Here is an 18,002-nt window from a genome sequence, read left to right as displayed (position 1 = left end):
AGGCCGGCTCGCGCCGAACGACATCATGAGAGACACGCCGAGGGCAGCATGAACGCACCGACCACAGCCACGGGGACCCACAAGGCGACCGGCGCGAAGGCCGTCGCGCTGCCGGCGGGCCTCGCGCCGCGCGCGGAGGGCCCGCGGATCTACAACCTGTTCCCGCTCCTCGTGGGCCGGGTCTCGGATTGGACCCGCGAGTTGCCGCGGATCGCCCGTCTCGGCTTCGACTGGATCTACCTCAATCCGTTCCATCAGACCGGCGGCTCGCGCAGCCTCTACGCGGTGGCCGATACGGACGCCCTCGACGAGCGCCTGCGTGACCTCGACGGGACGCCCGACGACGAGCAGATCCGCCGCTTCTGCGCGGCCGCCCGCGCGGAGGGCCTGCGGGTGATGACAGACCTCGTCGTCAACCACACGGCCAATGACGGGCGCCTCGCCCGCGAGCGGCCGGACTTCTTCGTGAAGGACGAGACCGGCCAGCCCGCCAGTCCCTACGCGGTCGATCCCGACGACCCGACGAAGCGCACAATCTGGGGGGATCTGGCCGAGCTTGACTATCATTCCGAGCAGGCACGCCGCGAGTTGACCCGGATCTGGGACGAATACGTCGCGCGCCTGCAGGGGCTCGGGGTCGCGGGCTTCCGCTGCGACGCCGCCTACAAGGTGCCGCCCGACGTCTGGCGCGGGCTGATCGGCGGGGCGAAGGCGCGCGACCGCGCCTGCCTGTTCGCGGCCGAGACGCTCGGATGCACCTTCGAGGAGGCGAGGGCGACGGCGGGCGCGGGCTTCGACTACCTGTTCAATTCCTTCGCGTGGTGGGACCTGCGGGCACCCTGGGCTCTCGAGCAGTACGAGCGGCTGCGCACCATCGCGCCCTCGATCGCCTTCCCCGAGAACCACGACATGGCCCGGCTCGCCGCCGAGCTGCCGGGCGAGCCGGACGCCGTCGCGAAGGGCCTCCTCAACCGCTATGCGCTGGCCGCCTTCTTCTCCGCCGGCGTGCTGATGCCGATCGGGTACGAGTGGGGCTACCGGCGGGCGCTGCACGTGGTCGACACGAACCCGGGCGACCGCGAGACCGAGAGCGGCCTCGACATCTCAGTCGGAATCGCCGCGATCAATGCCCTGCGGGCGGAGCTGCCCGCCGCCAATGTCGAGGGCGCCCAGGCCCGGATCTCGGCGCCGGATGCGGGGTTCCTGGCCCTGGCGCGCTTCGACACGGGGCATCCGGCCTCGGCGCGCCACGCGATCCTCGTCCTGTTCAACCCCGGCTCGCGCCCGGTCCCGGTCGATGCCGGCGCGCTGATCGCCCGAACCGGCGGTCAGCTCGGCACCTTCGTCGACCGGACGCCGCAGGCCGAACCGATCGCCTTCCATCCGGGCTCCGCCATCGACCTCGTGCCGGGCGAGTTCCGCATCCTCGCCGCCGACCGGGCCGTCGTCACAGAATTGCCGAGCCGCGGCACCCCGCGGGGCGAAGGCCGTGTCGTGATCGAGGCCGTGAGCCCCGAGATCGACGGCGGCCGCTCCCCCGTGAAGCGGATCGTCGGCGAGACCCTGCAGGTCGAGGCGGACATCTTCTCCGATGGGCACGAGATCATCAACGCCGCGATCCTCTCGCGCCCCGTCGGCGAGAGCGCGTGGCGCCGCGACCCGATGGTGTTCATCGACAACGACCGCTGGGGCGGCCATTTCCCCCTGGAGCAGAATGGCCGCTACGAATTCACCATCGAGGCGTGGCGGGACGGCTTCTCGTCCTGGGTCCGCGACACGCTGAAGAAGCGGGATGCCGGCATCGATGTGACGCTGGAGACGATCGAGGGCATCGCCATCGTCGAGGCCGCCGCGAGCCTCGCCACGGGCCGCGACCGGGAGCGCCTCGCCGCCGTTGTCTCGGCGCTCGGCGCCGAGGAGACGGGCTCGGCCGCGCAACTCCGGCTGATCCTGGAGCCCGAGACCACGAAGCTCATCCGCCGCAATGCCGAGCGGGTCAACGCCTCGCGCTACCCCGTGACGATTCCGGTCATCGCGGATCGGCTCGCGGCCCGGTTCTCGGCCTGGTACGAGATCTTCCCCCGCTCGCAATCGGGCGATCCGAACCGCCACGGCACGTTCGACGACGTGATCCGGCGGCTGCCGGAGATCCGTGAGCTCGGCTTCGACGTGCTCTATTTCACGCCAATCCACCCGGTCGGTCGCACCAACCGCAAGGGCAAGAACAACACGCTCAAGGCAGAGCCGGGCGATGTCGGCTCCGTCTACGCGGTGGGCTCGGAGGAGGGCGGCCACGAGGCCGTGCACCCCGATCTCGGTACCTTCGCCGATTTCGAGCGCCTCGTGGCGGCCAGCCACGCTTACGGCATGGAAATCGCCCTCGACTTCGCGATCCAGTGCTCGCCCGACCATCCCTGGATCAGGGACCACCCGGAATGGTTCGAGTGGCGCCCGGACGGGACGCTCAAGTTCGCCGAGAACCCGCCGAAGAAGTACGAGGACATCTCGAACGTCCATTTCTACGGCGGCGCGCTGCCCTCCCTCTGGATCGAGCTTCGCGACATCGTGATGGGATGGGCCGCGCGGGGGGTGCGCATCTTCCGCGTCGACAACCCGCACACCAAGCCGATCCCGTTCTGGGAATGGATGATCGGCGAGGTGAACGGGCGCTATCCCGACGTGATCTTCCTCGCCGAGGCCTTCACCCGGCCGAAGATGATGAAGAAGCTCGCCAAGGCCGGCTACCAGCAGAGTTACACATACTTCACGTGGCGCAACACGAAGCAGGAGCTGACCGACTACGCCCTCGAGCTCGCGGGCGAGATGGGCGAGTATTACCGGCCGAACTTCTTCGCCAACACGCCGGACATCAACCCCTACTACCTCCAGACCAGCGGCCGGCCGGGCTTCATCGTGCGGGCGACGCTGGCCGCAACGCTCTCCTCCGTCTACGGCATCTACAACGGCTTCGAGTTGTGCGAGGCCGCGCCCTATCCGGGCAAGGAGGAATACCTCAACTCCGAGAAGTACGAGCTGAAAGCCTGGGACTACGACCGGCCCGGAAACATCCGCGAGCACATCGTCAAGCTCAACCGCATCCGCCGCGAGAACCCGGCCCTCTGGGACTTCCGGAACGTCGTCTTCACGGGCGCCTTCAACGATCAGATCATCGCCTACGCGAAGATGTCGCCGGAAGGGGACAATTGCATCTTCGTGATGGTCAACCTCGACCCGAAGAACCGCCAGGAATGCACCTATGAGGTGCCGCTCTGGCTGTTCGGGCAGGGCGATCACGGGGCCGTGGCGGTGGAGGACCTGCTGCAGAGCTACCGGTTCGAACTCTACGGCAAGTCGCACCGCATCGCCCTCGATCCCGCCGAGCGGTCCTGCATCGTCTGGCGACTCAGCCTGCCGCGGCGGGTTGCGGACTGAGGGCGTCGGTGTCACGAGATCGCAGCCGCGCGGCGCCCGTCGTCGCGCTGTCGCCAAGATGATGGGGTGGAAACCCCACCGAACGTTCACGGACCGACCGACCCCGTCGTGCGGCAGCCAGCGAACATCCAAAGTTCCGTTTCATGAGGCAGCGACGCGATGATCGATCGCAGCGATCCGCAGTGGTACCGTGACGCCATCATCTACCAGATCCACGTCAAGTCGTTCTTCGACTCGAACAATGACGGGATCGGCGACTTCGAGGGGCTCACCCAGAAGCTCGACTACGTGCGCGATCTCGGCGTCACCGCGATCTGGCTGATGCCGTTCTATCCCTCGCCGCTGCGCGACGACGGCTACGACATCGCGGATTACCGGGACATCAACGCCTCCTACGGCGACATGGACGCGTTCCGGCGCTTCGTGGAGGCGGCGCACGAGCGCGGCCTTCGCGTCATCACGGAGCTCGTGATCAACCACACCTCGGACCAGCATCCCTGGTTCCAGCGTGCCCGCGAGGCGCCTCCCGGCTCGCCGGAGCGCGACTTCTACGTCTGGTCGGACACGGACGAGCCCTACGCCGACACGCGGATCATCTTCCTCGACACGGAAGCCTCGAACTGGACCTGGGACCCGGTCGCCAAGCAGTACTTCTGGCACCGCTTCTACTCGCACCAGCCGGACCTCAACTTCGACAACCCGAAGGTGCTGGACGCCGTCATTGAGGTGATGCGCTACTGGCTCGACATGGGCGTCGACGGGCTTCGCCTCGACGCGATCCCCTACCTGATCGAGCGCGACGGCACGAATTGCGAGAACCTCGCCGAGACGCACACCGTCATCAAGAAGATCCGCGCAGCGCTCGACGCGAGCTATCCGGACCGGATGCTGCTGGCCGAAGCCAACCAATGGCCGGAAGAGACGGCGCAGTATTTCGGCGACGGTGACGAGTGCCACATGGCATTCCACTTCCCGCTGATGCCGCGCATGTACATGGCGATCGCCCGCGAGGACCGGCACCCGATCACCGACATCATGCGCCAGACCCCGGAGATCCCGGAGGGCTGCCAGTGGGCGATCTTCCTGCGCAACCACGACGAGCTGACCCTCGAGATGGTCACGGCGGAAGAGCGCGACTACCTCTGGTCGTTCTACGCCGCCGAGCGCCGCGCCCGCATCAATCTCGGCATCCGTCGCCGCCTCGCGCCGCTGCTCGAGAACGACCGCCGCAAGATCGAGCTGATGAAGTCCCTCGTCCTGTCGATGCCGGGCACGCCCGTGCTCTATTACGGCGACGAGATCGGCATGGGCGACAACATCTATCTCGGCGACCGCGACGGCGTGCGCACGCCGATGCAATGGGGGCCGGACCGGAACGGCGGGTTCTCACGGGCAAACCCGCAGAAGCTGTTCCTTCCTGCGATCCAGGACCCGATCTACGGCTTCGACGCGATCAACGTCGAGGCGCAGACCCAGGCGCAGACAAGCCTGCTCAACTGGACGCGGCGCATGATCGCGATCCGCAACAACAGCGTCGCGCTCGGCCGCGGCACGATGCAGTTCCTCTACCCGTCGAACCGCAAGGTGCTGGCCTGGATCCGCGAGTTCGAGGGCGAGCGGGTGCTGTGCGTGGCAAACCTCTCGCGCGCGCCCCAGGCCGTTCAGCTCGACCTCTCCGAGCTGCGCAGCGCCGTGCCGATCGAGTTGACGGGCGGCACCGAGTTCCCGCCGATCGGCGAGCTGCCCTACCTGCTCACGCTGCCCTCCTACGGCTTCTACTGGTTCACGTTGAGCGCCGCGAATACCGGCGCGGTCGGACCCCAGCCCGAGGCGCCGGAACTGTTCACCCTCGTGCTCACCGGCGGGATCGAGACCCTGATGGCGGGGCGCGAGCGCACGGCCTTCGAGCGCACGGTCGTGCCGCCCTTCCTGGCGAGCCGCCGCTGGTTCGGCGCCAAGGGCTCGCGCATCAAGGCCGTTCAGGTGACGGATACCGCCGCCCTGAAGGACGGTTCGGGTGAGGCCAGGTTCCTGCTGCCGCGGGTCGCGGTGCAACTCGCGAATGGCGAGCGGCAGGAATATTTCGTCCCCGTCGGCGTGGACGAGGGCCGCGAGGACGAGGGATTGATGCCGCACGCGGTCGCCCGCGTCCGCCGCGGTCCCCGCCTCGGCCTCCTCTACGGCGCGGCCGCCTCGCCCGCCTTCGCGATCAGCCTCGTCGAGAGCATGCGCGCCGGCCGCGAGATCCCGACGGAGACGGGCACCCTCGTCTTCACGGCGACCTCCGCCTTCGATCCCGAGATGCCCTTCGAGGAAGGCGAGGTGCGCCGCCTCTCGGCGGAGCAGAGCAACACGTCGATCGCCATCGGCGCCAAGATGATGCTGAAGTTGCTGCGGCGGCTCCAGCCCGGCACGCATCCAGAGATCGAGGTCGGGCGCTTCCTCACCGAGAAGGCGCATTTCGCCAACACGCCCGCCCTGCTCGGCACACTGGAACACGTCGCGGCGGACGGGACCCGCACGGCGCTCGCTCTCCTGCAGCGCTACGTGCTCAACCAGGGTGATGCGTGGACCCTGATGCTCGAGGGATTGCGCCGCGACTTCGACACGGTGGTCCTCGCTCCCGAGAGCGAGGCGCCGACGCCGGACGAGGCCTTCAACGCCCACCTGCGTTGGGCCGACCTCCTCGGCCGCCGCACGGCGGAGATGCACAACGCCTTCGCCCTGGAGACCGACGACCCGGCCTTCGCGGCGGAGCCCTTCACGAGCGAGGATCTCGACGTGCTCGGGCGCGACGCCCGCCATCAGGCGGAGCGGGCCTTCCGCGGGCTGTCCGCGATGGCCGATCGCGGCCTCGATGCCGGCCGGCCCGCGAGCGCGGCTCTGGCTGCCCGCCGGGGCGAGGTCGAGGGGTTGATCGAACGTCTCACGGCCGAGCCGCCGCGAGGCGCCTGGAAGACGCGCATCCACGGCGACTATCACCTGGGCCAAGTGTTGGCATCCGAGGGCGACCTCGTCATCGTGGATTTCGAGGGCGAGCCCTCCCGCCCGGCGGACGAGCGCCGCGCCAAGTCGACGCCCCTGCGGGACGTGGCCGGCATGCTGCGCTCCTTCGCCTACGGCGCGGAGACCGTCACCCGCGAGATCGCGAGCCGCTTCGCCGATTCGGAGGAGCGCGCCCGAAACGCCTCGATCGCGTGGCGCGGCATGATCGATGCAGCCTTCCTGGACGGCTATGAGACCGCCGTGCGCACGAGCCGGGCCGCCGTGACCGATCCGGAGACCCACGCGCGGCTGCTCAAGCTCTGCGTCCTCACCAAGGCGCTCTACGAGGTCGACTACGAGGCGAACAACCGGCCGGACTGGATCGAAATCCCGGCCCGTGGGGTTCTCAACATTCTGGACGAAGCCAAGAGAGGCATGTGAATGACGGGCATCGACGAGACCTTCGCGACCAAGGCCGCTCCAGCATCGGGCGCGGCTCGTGCCACCGAGGTCCCGCCCACCGCCCCGAAATCCGCGACGACGACCGATGAGGCGAAGACGGTCCACAAGGACGCCGTCGCCGCCGTCATGGCGGCGAACCACGGCGACGCCTTCGCCGTGCTCGGTCCTCACCAGATCGGGCCGAAGGCCTGGGAGGTGCGCGCCGTGCTGCCCGAGGCGAAGGGCGCGACGCTCGTCGTCGGCGACGCGCGCATTCCGTTCGAGCGCCGCCATCCCGACGGGTTCTTCGTGGCCAAGGTCCCGAGCGAGGGCCGTCCCCTCTATGAGATCGAGGTCGAGCTCTGGGACGGGCAGAAGCGGCGCCGACACGATCCCTACAGCTTCGGCTCCTCTCTGGAGCAGCACGACGTCAACGCGCTCCGCGAGGTCGGCACCAACGTCGTCTACCGGATTCTCGGCGCGCAGGCCGGAAAGCTCGACGGCATCGACGGGTTCCGCTTCGCGGTCTGGGCTCCGAACGCCAAGCGCGTCAGCGTCGTCGGCGAGTTCAACGACTGGGACGGCCGCCGCCACCCGATGCGCCTGTGGCGCGACGGCGGGATCTGGGAATTGTTCGTCCCGGGCCTGAAGGCCGGCGCGACCTACAAGTACGAGGTGCGCGGACCGGACGGCGCCCTGCTGCCGCTCAAGGCCGATCCCGTCGCCTTCGCGGCCCAGCAGCCGCCGGAGACGGCCTCCGTGCTGCACGGCCTGGGCGAACCGGACTGGCGGGACGCGGCGTGGATGGAGAGCCGCGGCCGGAAGGACCCGCGTCACGCGGCGATCTCGATCTACGAGGTCCATCTCGGCTCGTGGGCCCGGGTGCCAGACGAGGGCAACCGCTACCTGACCTACAAGGAGCTCGCCGCCCGTCTCATCCCCTACGTCAAGGAGATGGGCTTCACCCATATCGAGCTTCTGCCGATCACCGAGCACCCGTTCGACGGGTCGTGGGGCTACCAGCCCGTCTCGCTCTTCGCCCCGACGAGCCGGTTCGGCTCACCGGAGGATTTCGTGCACTTCGTGAACGCGGCGCACGAGGCCGGCATCGGCGTCATGCTCGACTGGGTGCCGGGCCACTTCCCGCTGGACGCGCACGGGCTCGGCCAGTTCGACGGCACGCACCTCTACGAGCACGCCGACCCGCGCCAGGGCTTCCACCAGGATTGGGGCACCTACATCTACAATTTCGGCCGCACGGAGGTCTCGACCTTCCTCGCCGCCAACGCCCGCTTCTGGCTGGAGCATTACCACCTCGACGGTTTGCGCGTGGATGCCGTCGCCTCGATGCTCTACCTCGACTACTCGCGGCGCGCGGGCGAGTGGATCCCGAACCAGTACGGCGGCAACGAGAACCTCGACGCCATCCACTTCCTGCGCAAGACCAACGAGGCGACCTACAGCCACGCGCCAGGCACCCTGACGGTGGCCGAGGAATCCACCTCCTGGCCCGGCGTCTCGCACCCGACCTACACGGGCGGTCTCGGGTTCGGCTTCAAGTGGAACATGGGGTGGATGCACGACACCCTGCAGTTCATCTCGAAAGAGCCGGTCCATCGGCGCTATCACCACCACGACCTCACCTTCGGCCTGCTCTACGCCTTCTCCGAGAACTTCATCCTGCCGCTCTCCCACGACGAGGTGGTGCACGGGAAGGGTTCGATGCTCGGCAAGATGCCGGGTGACCGCTGGCAGAAATTCGCGAACCTCCGGGCCTATTACGGCTTCATGTGGGGACACCCGGGCAAGAAGCTGCTCTTCATGGGCGGCGAGTTCGGCCAGGAGCGGGAGTGGAACCACAACCAGTCGCTCGACTGGCACCTGCTCGACGATCCCCTGCACAGGGGCGTCAAGGACGTGATCCGCGACCTCAACCACCTCTACGTATCGACTCCGGCCCTCTACAGCCGCGACGTCGAGGCAAGCGGCTTCCAGTGGCTGGTGGCAGACGACCAGGACAACAGCGTCATCGCCTGGGCGCGCAAGGGCAAGCAGCCGAACGAGATCGCGATCGTCGTCTCGAACTTCACCCCCGTGCCGCGCGAGGGCTACCGCATCGGCGTGCCAGCGCCCGGCTTCTACCGGGAGGCGTTCAACTCCGACGCCGCGGGATATGGCGGCTCGAACGTCGGCAACATGGGCGGCCTCCACGCCGACGGCAGCGAGAGCCACGGTCAGGCACAGTCCCTCTGCCTGACGCTGCCTCCGCTCGGGACGATGATCTTCGTGCTGGAGGCCTGAACTCGGCGGGGGTTCGGGACCTCGGAGGCGATCCTCGGCCACCCGAGGGCCGACCCGCGCCGGGCTGATGCTCCTCGTCACGACGCCTCAGGGCGCGGGGATGCGGCAGTGCCGGCAGGCGTCGGCCTTCAACTGGTCGAGGAGCGGTCAGCGTTCAGGCCGCGCGCACTTCGGCCAGGAAGCGCGCCACCTCAGTGCCGAGATGCTCGGCTTGGCGCGACAGGCCGGAGGCCGAACCCAGCACCTGCGCCGCCGCCGCTCCGGTCTCGCCGGCCGCATCGGCGACGCCCGCGATATTCCGCGTCACCCCGCCCGTGCCCGAGGCGGCCTGCTCGACGCTGCGCACGATCTCCCGGGTCGCCGCACCCTGCTCCTCGACCGCCGAGGCGATCGTCGTCGCCACCGTGCTTATCTCCTCGATTCGGGCGCCGATGCCGCCGATTGCGGCCACGGCCTGACGGGTCGCGTCTTGGATACCGCCGATCTGACGCGAGATCTCGTCGGTGGCCCGCGCCGTCTGGCTCGCGAGTTCCTTGACCTCGGCGGCGACGACGGCGAAGCCGCGGCCCGCCTCACCGGCCCGCGCCGCCTCGATCGTCGCGTTGAGCGCCAGAAGGTTGGTCTGCCCGGCGATGGCCGAGATCATCGCCACCACGTCGCCGACCTGCGTGGCCGAGTTGCTGAGATCGCCGATCAGAGCCGCGGTGCGGCCCGCCTCCGACACGGCCGCTCTCGCGAGAGTGGCCGATCCCTCCACCAGTCGCGCGATCTCATCGACGGAGGCGCCGAGCTCTTCGGCCGCCGAGGCCACGCTCTCCACGTGGGCGGATGCCGCCGAGGCTGCCGAAGCGACGTCAGCGGACCGGCCGGTCGTCTCGGCGGCCGTCTCGCTCATGCTCCGGGCCGTCGATTGGAGTTCGTCGGCGGAGGCCGCGAGCCGCCCGACGATCGTGCCGATCGTCGCCTCGAAGGCGTCCGCCATCGCGGCGGTGCCGGCACGCCGCGCACGCGCCTGCTCGACCCCCTCGCGCAGGCGCCGCTCCTCCTCGGCTCGGATCAATCCCTGCTGGAGCGCTTCCAGGCGCCGGGCCATGTCGCCGACCTCGTCGGAGCGCTCACGCCCCGGAACCGCGTGCTGGTAATCGCCCTCTGCGACCGTGGCCATCGCCGCTCCCACGGCCGCGTAGCCGCCCACAAGGGCCCGGTAGGCGAAGAAGCCCAGCGCCAACACGGACGCGATCGTGAAGGCGAGTGCCCCGAGCACCACCCGGGACCACAAGGCCGCATCCGCCTCGTAGCGCGAGACGGTCTCCGTCGTACGGACCTGGAGGAGCACGTAGAACTCGTCCAACGGCCGCATGATCGCGGCCTTGAAGCGATGGTACTCTCCCGAATGAACGAGAGCCGCCGCGCGCGTCCGTGCCGCCTCGCGGTCCAACTGCGCGAGGGGAGCGCCCTGGGCATCCTTGCCCTCGACGAGGTTCATGGCCTCGACCTCAAGTCTGACGAGGCCGTCCGAGTTGCGCACGGCCTCCGCCAGCTTGCTCGTCTCCTCGGCGGTGAAGCCCAGCCGGTCCATCAGGGTGCCGATGGCGACCGCCTCGCCGTCCGGGCGTGGCCTCGCCTCGCCGCCGGCCACGAGGTCCCAGTAGATGCGGTGATAATCCGTGGGCCGCGGGCGCCGCCCCGCGCGGATGGCCAGCACATCCTCATAATGCTGCTTCCAGACGGGATCGCCCGTGACCACGTAGGTCCGGCCGAGGCGCGTCAGGTCGTCGGAACTCTGGCGGATCTCGTCGGCGAGAAGGAGCGATTGGAGCCGGGTCTCGTGAGCCCGCACCACGCGCGCCACGGCCGCCTCATTCTGGTAGATAGCTCCCGCCAGAGTTGCGCCCGCGATTATACTGACAACGCACAGTGCAGAAAATGATCTGACCAGCTTACCCACGGCATTACCCCCAAGATTGTGAGGAATAAGACAATATACCCGTCAACAAACGCTTATGATACGGGGCCGGCGGAGAGACCGCCGGATGGCCCCTCGGATTGGTCCGCCTTCTTCCGTACTGGAGGGACGATGGCCGGGCCGCTCCCAGGCTCTCCCGAGCCGATGCGCCTGCTCCCTGCGAACCGTGAGCCTCGTCGCTCCGGAGTATCCCCAGACGTCGCGGAGGAGGGTGAGGAGTTCCGCCGCGAGCGCCGCGTCGGCGATCTCGTCGAAGCCGTAGGTCCGCCAATCGTTCAGGGCTCGTCCCGGCGGCGCGAAGCCCGCTGCGCAGGCGTTCCACCCTATCGGGCGTCAGGAGCCTTGTTGCCGTCCCAGAATGTGTCGTGGCCGACCCGCTTCTCTCGGACGATCGCCGTGACGTTTTGCGGGGCCTCGTCGATCAGGGCGTCCGCCTCGGCGCAGAGGGCAGAGGTCTCTTGCGAGCGCCGCGAGAAGTCGAGCACCGGCCGGAGGATGGGAAACCGCATGACGGGAATGTCGCGCTCCGCCTGGGCGGGAACCGCGGCAAGGCCGGGAGCGGACGCGCAACTGCTCGCTCCGGCGCCGAGAACCGGCGACGCGGGAGCGGACAAGAAACGTTCGGGTGAACGAAGGAGCGAATTCCTCAGGGCGATCGGAGGATCGCGGATCGCGATCTAGGCCGCGCGCCAGCGCACGGCCGCGTTGTTGCCGAAGGCCCGCGTGTAGAGCGACGTGTAGCTCGTGGCGGCCTCGTCCCAGCCGAAGGTCTTCGCCATCGCGTTGCGCCGCATCGCGTTCAGGCGCTTCTTCTCGCCGAAGGTGTCGAGGGCCCGGCGGACGGCGCCGAGGAAGCCCTTCGGCGACGAATCGGCGAAGGTGAAGCCCGTCACCCCGTCCTCGACCGTGTCGGCGAGGCCACCCGTGCGGCGCACGATCGGCAGAGACCCGAAGCGCTGAGCGTACATCTGCGCGAGGCCGCAGGGCTCGAAGCGGGAAGGCATGAGCAGGAAGTCGCTGCCCGCGAACATGCGGCGCGCATCGGTCTCGGCGAAGCCGACATGGACGCCGACCGAATCCGGATGGAGCCGGGCCAGACCGCGCAGGGCCTCCTCGAACCGGCTCTCGCCCTGGCCGATCACGACGAGCTGCCCGCCCTCGGCCACGATGGTCTCGGCGGCCTGGATCGAGAGGTCGATGCCCTTCTGGTGCACGAGGCGCGAGACGATGGCGAAGAGCGGGCCACGTGAGACGGCGAGGCCGAACTGGTGCCGCACCGATTCGGCGTTGGCGCGCTTGCCCTTCCAATCGTCGGCCTCGAAGCGCGTGACGAGGTGCGGGTCCGTGCGCGGGTCCCAGGTCTCGTCGATGCCGTTGAGGATGCCGGTGAGCCGGCCCTGGCCGGCGCGGGTCCGCAGGAGCCCGTCGAGGCCGCAACCCGATTCCGGGGTCATGATCTCACGGGCGTAGGTCTCGCTCACGGTGGTGACGTGCGACGCGTAGTAGATGCCGGCCTTGAGGAAGGAGAGCTGCCCGTAGAACTCGACGCCGTCGATCTGGAAGGCGTGCTCGGGCACGCCGAGGCGGGCGAGGTTGTCCCGCGGGAAGAGGCCCTGATAGGCGAGGTTGTGAATCGTCAGGACGCTCGGCACCCGCAGCTGGCGCCAGGCGAGATAGGCCGGGGCGAGCGCCGCCTGCCAGTCGTTGAGGTGGAGAAGGTCCGCCGCCCAGGCGGGGTCGGCGCCGAGCGCAATCTCGGCCGCCGCGAGGCTGAGTCGGGCGAAGCGCAGATCGTTGTCGGGGAAGTCGCCGGCCCCATTCCCGTAGGGCGTGCCGTCGCGGTCGTAGAGGTCAGGGCTGAGCAGTACGTAGATACGCAGCCCGTCGCCCGTCTCGACGAGGCCGAGGTCGCAGGGCGGCACGGCGGCCTGGGCCTCGAGGCGCGCCACGACCGGGATCTCGGTGAAGGCGTCGACCACCTGCCGGTAGCCAGGGATGAGCACCCGGACATCGAAATTGTTTCGCAGCGCCCGGGGCAGGGCGCCCGCGACCTCGCCGAGTCCACCGGTCTTCACGAAATCCGCCATCTCGGGGGTCGCGTAGAGGATGCGGGGCTGAAGGGAAGTCCGGAGGTCGGGGAGGGAGGCGCGGAAGTCGGCAGGCGGAACGGGCGCTCCGAACCTCGGAGCGTCCGCGAAACCGGCATAGGCCATCAAAGCGTCCCCACGGCGAGCGATTAGCTCGTGACGGGCGCCCCTGCCCGCGACCGACGTCGTCATCGTCAACGTTCCTGTGCCGCACTCGTTCCGCTGCAATGCACAAGTCAGGCCACGATGTCGGTTAACGCTTCCTTGCTGCGAGGGCAACCGGCATCGCATTGCAGCAAGAAGGACGCCTGCTCTCAGGACAGCAGCAGGAGGACACCCTCAGAGGGCTCCAGAACCAGATCGCCGCGGAGCCGCGTGCCGGCCTGCCCGGCCCGGCTCGACAGGAGCACCGTCCAGCCCGTGCCCTCAGGCAGCGGCAGGCGGTGGGCGGCTTCGCCGAAGTTCAGGATCACGCGGATCGTCGTGCCGTCCTCGAAACGCTCGTAGGCGAAGACCTCGTCGACGCCGAGGGGCACCGTCCGATAGCTGCCCACCGAGAGGGAGGCGTGCTCGCGGCGCAGGCCGAGGAGCCGGCGGTAGAGGGTCAGGATCGAGTCGGCGGCGTCGCGCATCTCCTCGACGTTGCGGGAGACCGCGTCCGCCGAGAGCGGCAGCCACGGTTCCACGGTTGAGAAGCCCGCATACGGCCCGTCGTCCCACTGCATCGGCGTGCGCTCGGGGTCGCGTCCATGCCCGGGCTCGTTGCGCTCCCAGGGGTCCTGCACCCGGTCCGGCGGGATCGAGACGTGGTCGAGGCCGATCTCGTCGCCGTAATAGAGCGTCGGCGTGCCCCGTAGCGTCAGCAGGAGGATCGCCGCGATGCGAGCCTGCGGCAGGCCGATCCGCGCGGCGATGCGGGGTTGGTCGTGGTTGCCGAGCACCCAGTTGGGCCAGCCGCCCGGGGGGAGTGCCGCCTCGTAATTCTCGACGAGGTCGGCGACCGCGTCGGCGCGCCAGGGCGTCTGGATCAGCTGGAAGTTGAAGGGCAGATCCGCGCAGTCGAGGTCGGGGCCGTAATAGGCCACGAGCCGCTCCATCGGCAGGTAGATCTCGCCGATCAGCACCCGGTCGCCGTAGGGCGCGAGGACGCGCCGCATCTCGGCGATGACGTCGAAAACCTCCGGCCTGTCGGCGGAGTAGACCTGCGCGAAGCGGTTGATCTCGGGCTGGTGGGGCAGGAAATCCGGGTTCTCCGGATTGTCGCGGAACCCCTCGTCCTTGATCAGGTGCCAGATCACGTCGACGCGGAAGCCGTCGACGCCGCGCTCCAGCCAGAAACGCAGCACGTCGTGCATCGCCGCCCGCACGGCGGGGTTGCGCCAGTTCAGGTCCGGCTGCTCGCGCAGGAAGGCGTGATAATAGTACTGGCCGGTCGCCTCGTCCAAGGTCCAGGCCGGGCCGCCGAAATTGCTGAGCCAGTTGTTGGGCGGCCCGCCATCCGGGGCCGGGTCGCGCCAGATGTACCAGTCGCGCCGGGCATTGTTGCGGGACGCGCGGGCCTCGGTGAACCAGGGATGGGCGATCGAGCTGTGGTTCGGGACGAAGTCGAGGATCACCTTGAGGCGGCGCCGATGGGCCTCCGCGACGAGCTCGTCGAAATCGTCGAGCGTCCCGAAAATTGGATCGATGCCGCAATAATCGGCGACGTCGTAGCCGAAATCAGCCATCGGCGAGGGGTAGATCGGCGAGATCCAGACCGCGTCGACGCCGAGCCAGGCGATGTAGTCGAGCCGGCGCGTGATGCCCCGCAGATCGCCGATCCCGTCGCCGTTCGAGTCCTGGAACGAGCGCGGATAGACTTGATAGACGGTGCCGCTCCTCCACCAGACCGTTGGGCTGCAGACGGTGCCGCTCATGCGTCGTCTCTCCAGTAGGAAGCAGGCCCGGCGGAGGTTGCCTCATTCAGCTTCTCTTCAAGACCGGCGCGCCAAATTGATGACGGGTTTTGCAGGCAGGCTCCGATCTGTGTCCACGCGGTCACAGGCGCGGGGCGGACCGCTCGTCGCCGCGGGCGGACGCCGCTTCGGCACTCGACAGGGCGGCCGCGCGAACTCACGATGTCTGGTTTCACATCCCGGGTCGACCGCCGCCGGAAGAAGCGGGCGGGGCCTGGACTGGATGCTCGAAGAGCAGCCGCGAATTGGGGGTTTCCCGTGTTGAACGACCTTCTGACCGCTACCGACAAGGCCGAGGACAAGAGCCCCGCCGCGTCCCGCCCGCCGGAAGCGAACGCGGTCCCGGCCTGGAGCGCCCCCGTTCGCGCCACCTCCGGCGACGCCGTGGCCGACCTGCGCGAGGCGATCCTCGCCAAGCTCGCCTACGGGATCGGCAAGAGCCCGACGACCGCCCGCGAGCGCGACTGGTTCGCCGCGACCGCCCTGGCGCTGCGCGACCGGATCGTCGATGCCTGCATGGGCGCGGGCCAGGCGGTACCGAACAAGCGCGTCTATTATCTCTCCCTCGAATTCCTGATCGGACGCCTGCTGTCCGACGCCATGAACAATCTCGGCCTCGTCGAGACGACGCGCGCGGCGCTGGCCGATCTCGGCATCGATCTCGGCACCGTCGAGGGCGCGGAGCCGGACGCGGCGCTGGGCAATGGCGGCCTGGGGCGCCTCGCCGCCTGCTTCATGGAGAGCATGGCGAGCATCGGCATCCCGGCGATCGGCTATGGCATCCGCTACGACCACGGCCTGTTCCGGCAATCGCTGGAGGACGGCTGGCAGCGCGAGGCGCCGGAGACCTGGCTCGCCGAAGGCAATCCCTGGGAGTTCGTGCGTCCGGAGGCGACCTACACGGTGGGCTTCGGCGGGCACGTCACCATGTCGGCGGTGTCCGAGGGCGTGATCCGCCGGCAGTGGCACCCGGCCGAGACGGTTCGGGCCGTCGCCCACGACGTTCCGGTCGTCGGCTGGCGCGGAGCGCACGTGAACACCCTGCGCCTCTGGAAGGCGGAGGCCGAGGCGCCGGTCGATCTCGCCCAGTTCAACGGCGGCGACCATGTCGGCGCGGTCTCGAGCCGTTCCCGGGCCGAGGCGATCTCGCGGGTGCTCTATCCGAGCGATTCCTCGATGGCCGGCCAGGAGCTGCGCCTGCGCCAGGAATATTTCTTCACCTCCGCATCCCTGCAGGACCTGATCCGCCGCCACGTGGCGGAGCGCGGCGATGTGCGCAGCCTGCACGATCACGCCGCGATCCAGCTCAACGACACCCATCCCGCCATCGCCGTTCCGGAGCTGATGCGCCTCCTCCTGGAGGATCACCACCTGTCCTGGGAGGATGCGTGGCACGTCACCTCGAACACGCTGCACTACACGAACCACACCCTCCTGCCCGAGGCGCTCGAGACCTGGCCGGTCGAGCTGATGGAGCGGCTGCTGCCGCGCCACATGCAGATCATCTACCTGATCAACTGGATGCACCTCGAGGAGCAGGGCAAGCACGGGCGGCACGATGCGGCCCATCTCGCCTCCGTCTCGCTGATCGACGAGAGCCACGGCCGGCGCGTGCGCATGGGGCATCTCGCCTTCCACGGCGCGCGGCGCGTCAACGGCGTCTCGGCCCTGCACACGGAGCTGATGCGCTCCACGGTGTTCCGGGACCTGCACGCCCTCGAGCCCGAGAAGATCGTCAACAAGACGAACGGCATCACCTTCCGGCGCTGGTTCCACAACGCCAATCCGGGACTGACGCGCCTCGCCGTCGAGGCGGTCGGCCCGCGCGTCCTCGACGATCCGGAGGCCCTGCGCGACCTCGAGCGCTTCGCCAGCGACGCGGGCTTCGTCAGGCGCTACGCGGCGGTGCGCCGGGGCCGCAAGGAGGCCCTCGCGCAGATCGTTTCCGACCGCACCGGGATCGACATCGATCCGTCGGCGCTCTTCGACGTGCAGGTGAAGCGCATCCACGAGTACAAGCGCCAGCTCCTCAACGTCATCGAGACGGTGGCGCTGTACCAGGCGATCAAGGCTGAGCCGCACCGGGACTGGACGCCGCGCGTCAAGATCTTCGGTGGCAAGGCGGCCCCGAGCTACACCCAGGCGAAGCTCATCATCAAGCTCGCCTGCGACGTGGCGAAAGCGGTCAACGACGATCCCGAGGTGGCCGACCGCCTCAAGGTCGTGTTCATGCCGAACTACTCGGTGAGTCTCGCCGAGGCGATCATCCCGGCCGCCGACCTCTCCGAGCAGATCTCGACCGCCGGCATGGAGGCGTCGGGCACCGGCAACATGAAGTTCGCGCTGAACGGCGCGCTGACGGTCGGCACGCTCGACGGCGCCAACATCGAGATCCGTCAGCATGTCGGCCCGGAGAACATCTTCATCTTCGGCCTCGACGCGGCCGGAGTGCAGACCCGGATGGCGGTGCCGAACTACGCCCGCGACGCGATCTGGGCCTCGCCGCGCCTCGCGGCCGCCCTCGACATGATCGCCTCCGGCCGGTTCTCGCCCGAGGAGCCGAACCGCTTCCGGCCTCTCGTCGACGATCTGCGCCACCGCGACCAGTACCTGCTCACCGTCGATTTCGACGATTACTGGCGCGCCCAGCGCGAGATCGACGCGGCCTGGGCCGACCCGGCCGGATGGTGGCGCAGGGCGATCCTCAACACCGCCCGGATGGGCTGGTTCTCCTCCGACCGCTCCATGCGGGAATACGCCGACGAGATCTGGCGGGTCCGGCTCGGCTGAGGCCGCGCGGGGGCGGGGCGACACGCTCGCGTCCCCGCGAACCGT

General features: G+C 68.9%; 8 protein-coding genes. 4 read left to right on the top strand and 4 right to left on the bottom strand.

The features are described 5' to 3' along the window. The first annotated feature begins 48 nt into the window (after nt 1-48). The 3 genes from E1J50_RS01300 (at nt 49) to glgB (ending at nt 9,159) form a co-directional block, all read left to right on the top strand. Nucleotides 49-3,432 (top strand): maltotransferase domain-containing protein, encoded by a 3,384-nt coding sequence (locus E1J50_RS01300; RefSeq protein WP_132249604.1) that lies wholly within the window; start codon nt 49-51, stop codon nt 3,430-3,432. A gap of 159 nt (nt 3,433-3,591) precedes the next feature. Further along, nucleotides 3,592-6,858 carry a maltose alpha-D-glucosyltransferase gene (gene treS, locus E1J50_RS01295; RefSeq protein ID WP_132249602.1) on the top strand — a complete coding sequence of 1,089 codons (3,267 nt, stop codon included), beginning with the start codon at nt 3,592-3,594 and terminating at the stop codon, nt 6,856-6,858. Then, entirely contained in the window at nt 6,859-9,159 is a 2,301-nt protein-coding gene (glgB, locus tag E1J50_RS01290) for a 1,4-alpha-glucan branching protein GlgB (RefSeq protein WP_132249600.1), read from the top strand. A gap of 154 nt (nt 9,160-9,313) precedes the next feature. On the opposite strand, the gene E1J50_RS01285 is transcribed toward glgB, so the two are convergent. From E1J50_RS01285 to E1J50_RS01270, 4 genes are all read right to left on the bottom strand, one after another. After that, nucleotides 9,314-11,011 (bottom strand): methyl-accepting chemotaxis protein, encoded by a 1,698-nt coding sequence (locus E1J50_RS01285; RefSeq protein WP_245516385.1) that lies wholly within the window; start codon nt 11,009-11,011, stop codon nt 9,314-9,316. A 437-nt stretch (nt 11,012-11,448) separates the two neighbouring features. Then, nucleotides 11,449-11,634, bottom strand: a complete 186-nt coding sequence (locus tag E1J50_RS01280; protein ID WP_132249598.1) for a hypothetical protein — start codon at nt 11,632-11,634, stop codon at nt 11,449-11,451. Nucleotides 11,635-11,802: 168 nt separating this feature from the next. After that, nucleotides 11,803-13,338, bottom strand: coding sequence for a glycogen synthase GlgA (gene glgA, locus E1J50_RS01275; RefSeq protein WP_132249596.1), 1,536 nt, complete (start codon nt 13,336-13,338; stop codon nt 11,803-11,805). A gap of 188 nt (nt 13,339-13,526) precedes the next feature. Then, nucleotides 13,527-15,128, bottom strand: a complete 1,602-nt coding sequence (locus E1J50_RS01270) for an alpha-amylase family glycosyl hydrolase (protein ID WP_132249594.1) — start codon at nt 15,126-15,128, stop codon at nt 13,527-13,529. A 297-nt stretch (nt 15,129-15,425) separates the two neighbouring features. On the opposite strand from E1J50_RS01270, the gene E1J50_RS01265 reads away from it, so the two are divergent. Beyond that, on the top strand, nt 15,426-17,957 hold the full coding sequence (locus E1J50_RS01265; protein ID WP_132249592.1) for a glycogen/starch/alpha-glucan phosphorylase: 2,532 nt from the start codon (nt 15,426-15,428) through the stop codon (nt 17,955-17,957). Nucleotides 17,958-18,002 lie beyond the last annotated feature (45 nt).

The sequence above is a fragment of the Methylobacterium segetis genome (genome assembly GCF_004348265.1).
In the GTDB taxonomy this organism is placed as follows: domain Bacteria; phylum Pseudomonadota; class Alphaproteobacteria; order Rhizobiales; family Beijerinckiaceae; genus Methylobacterium; species Methylobacterium segetis.
The sequence above is the reverse complement of the archived record's forward strand: the minus strand, read 5'-3'. Positions and strand labels throughout refer to the sequence as shown.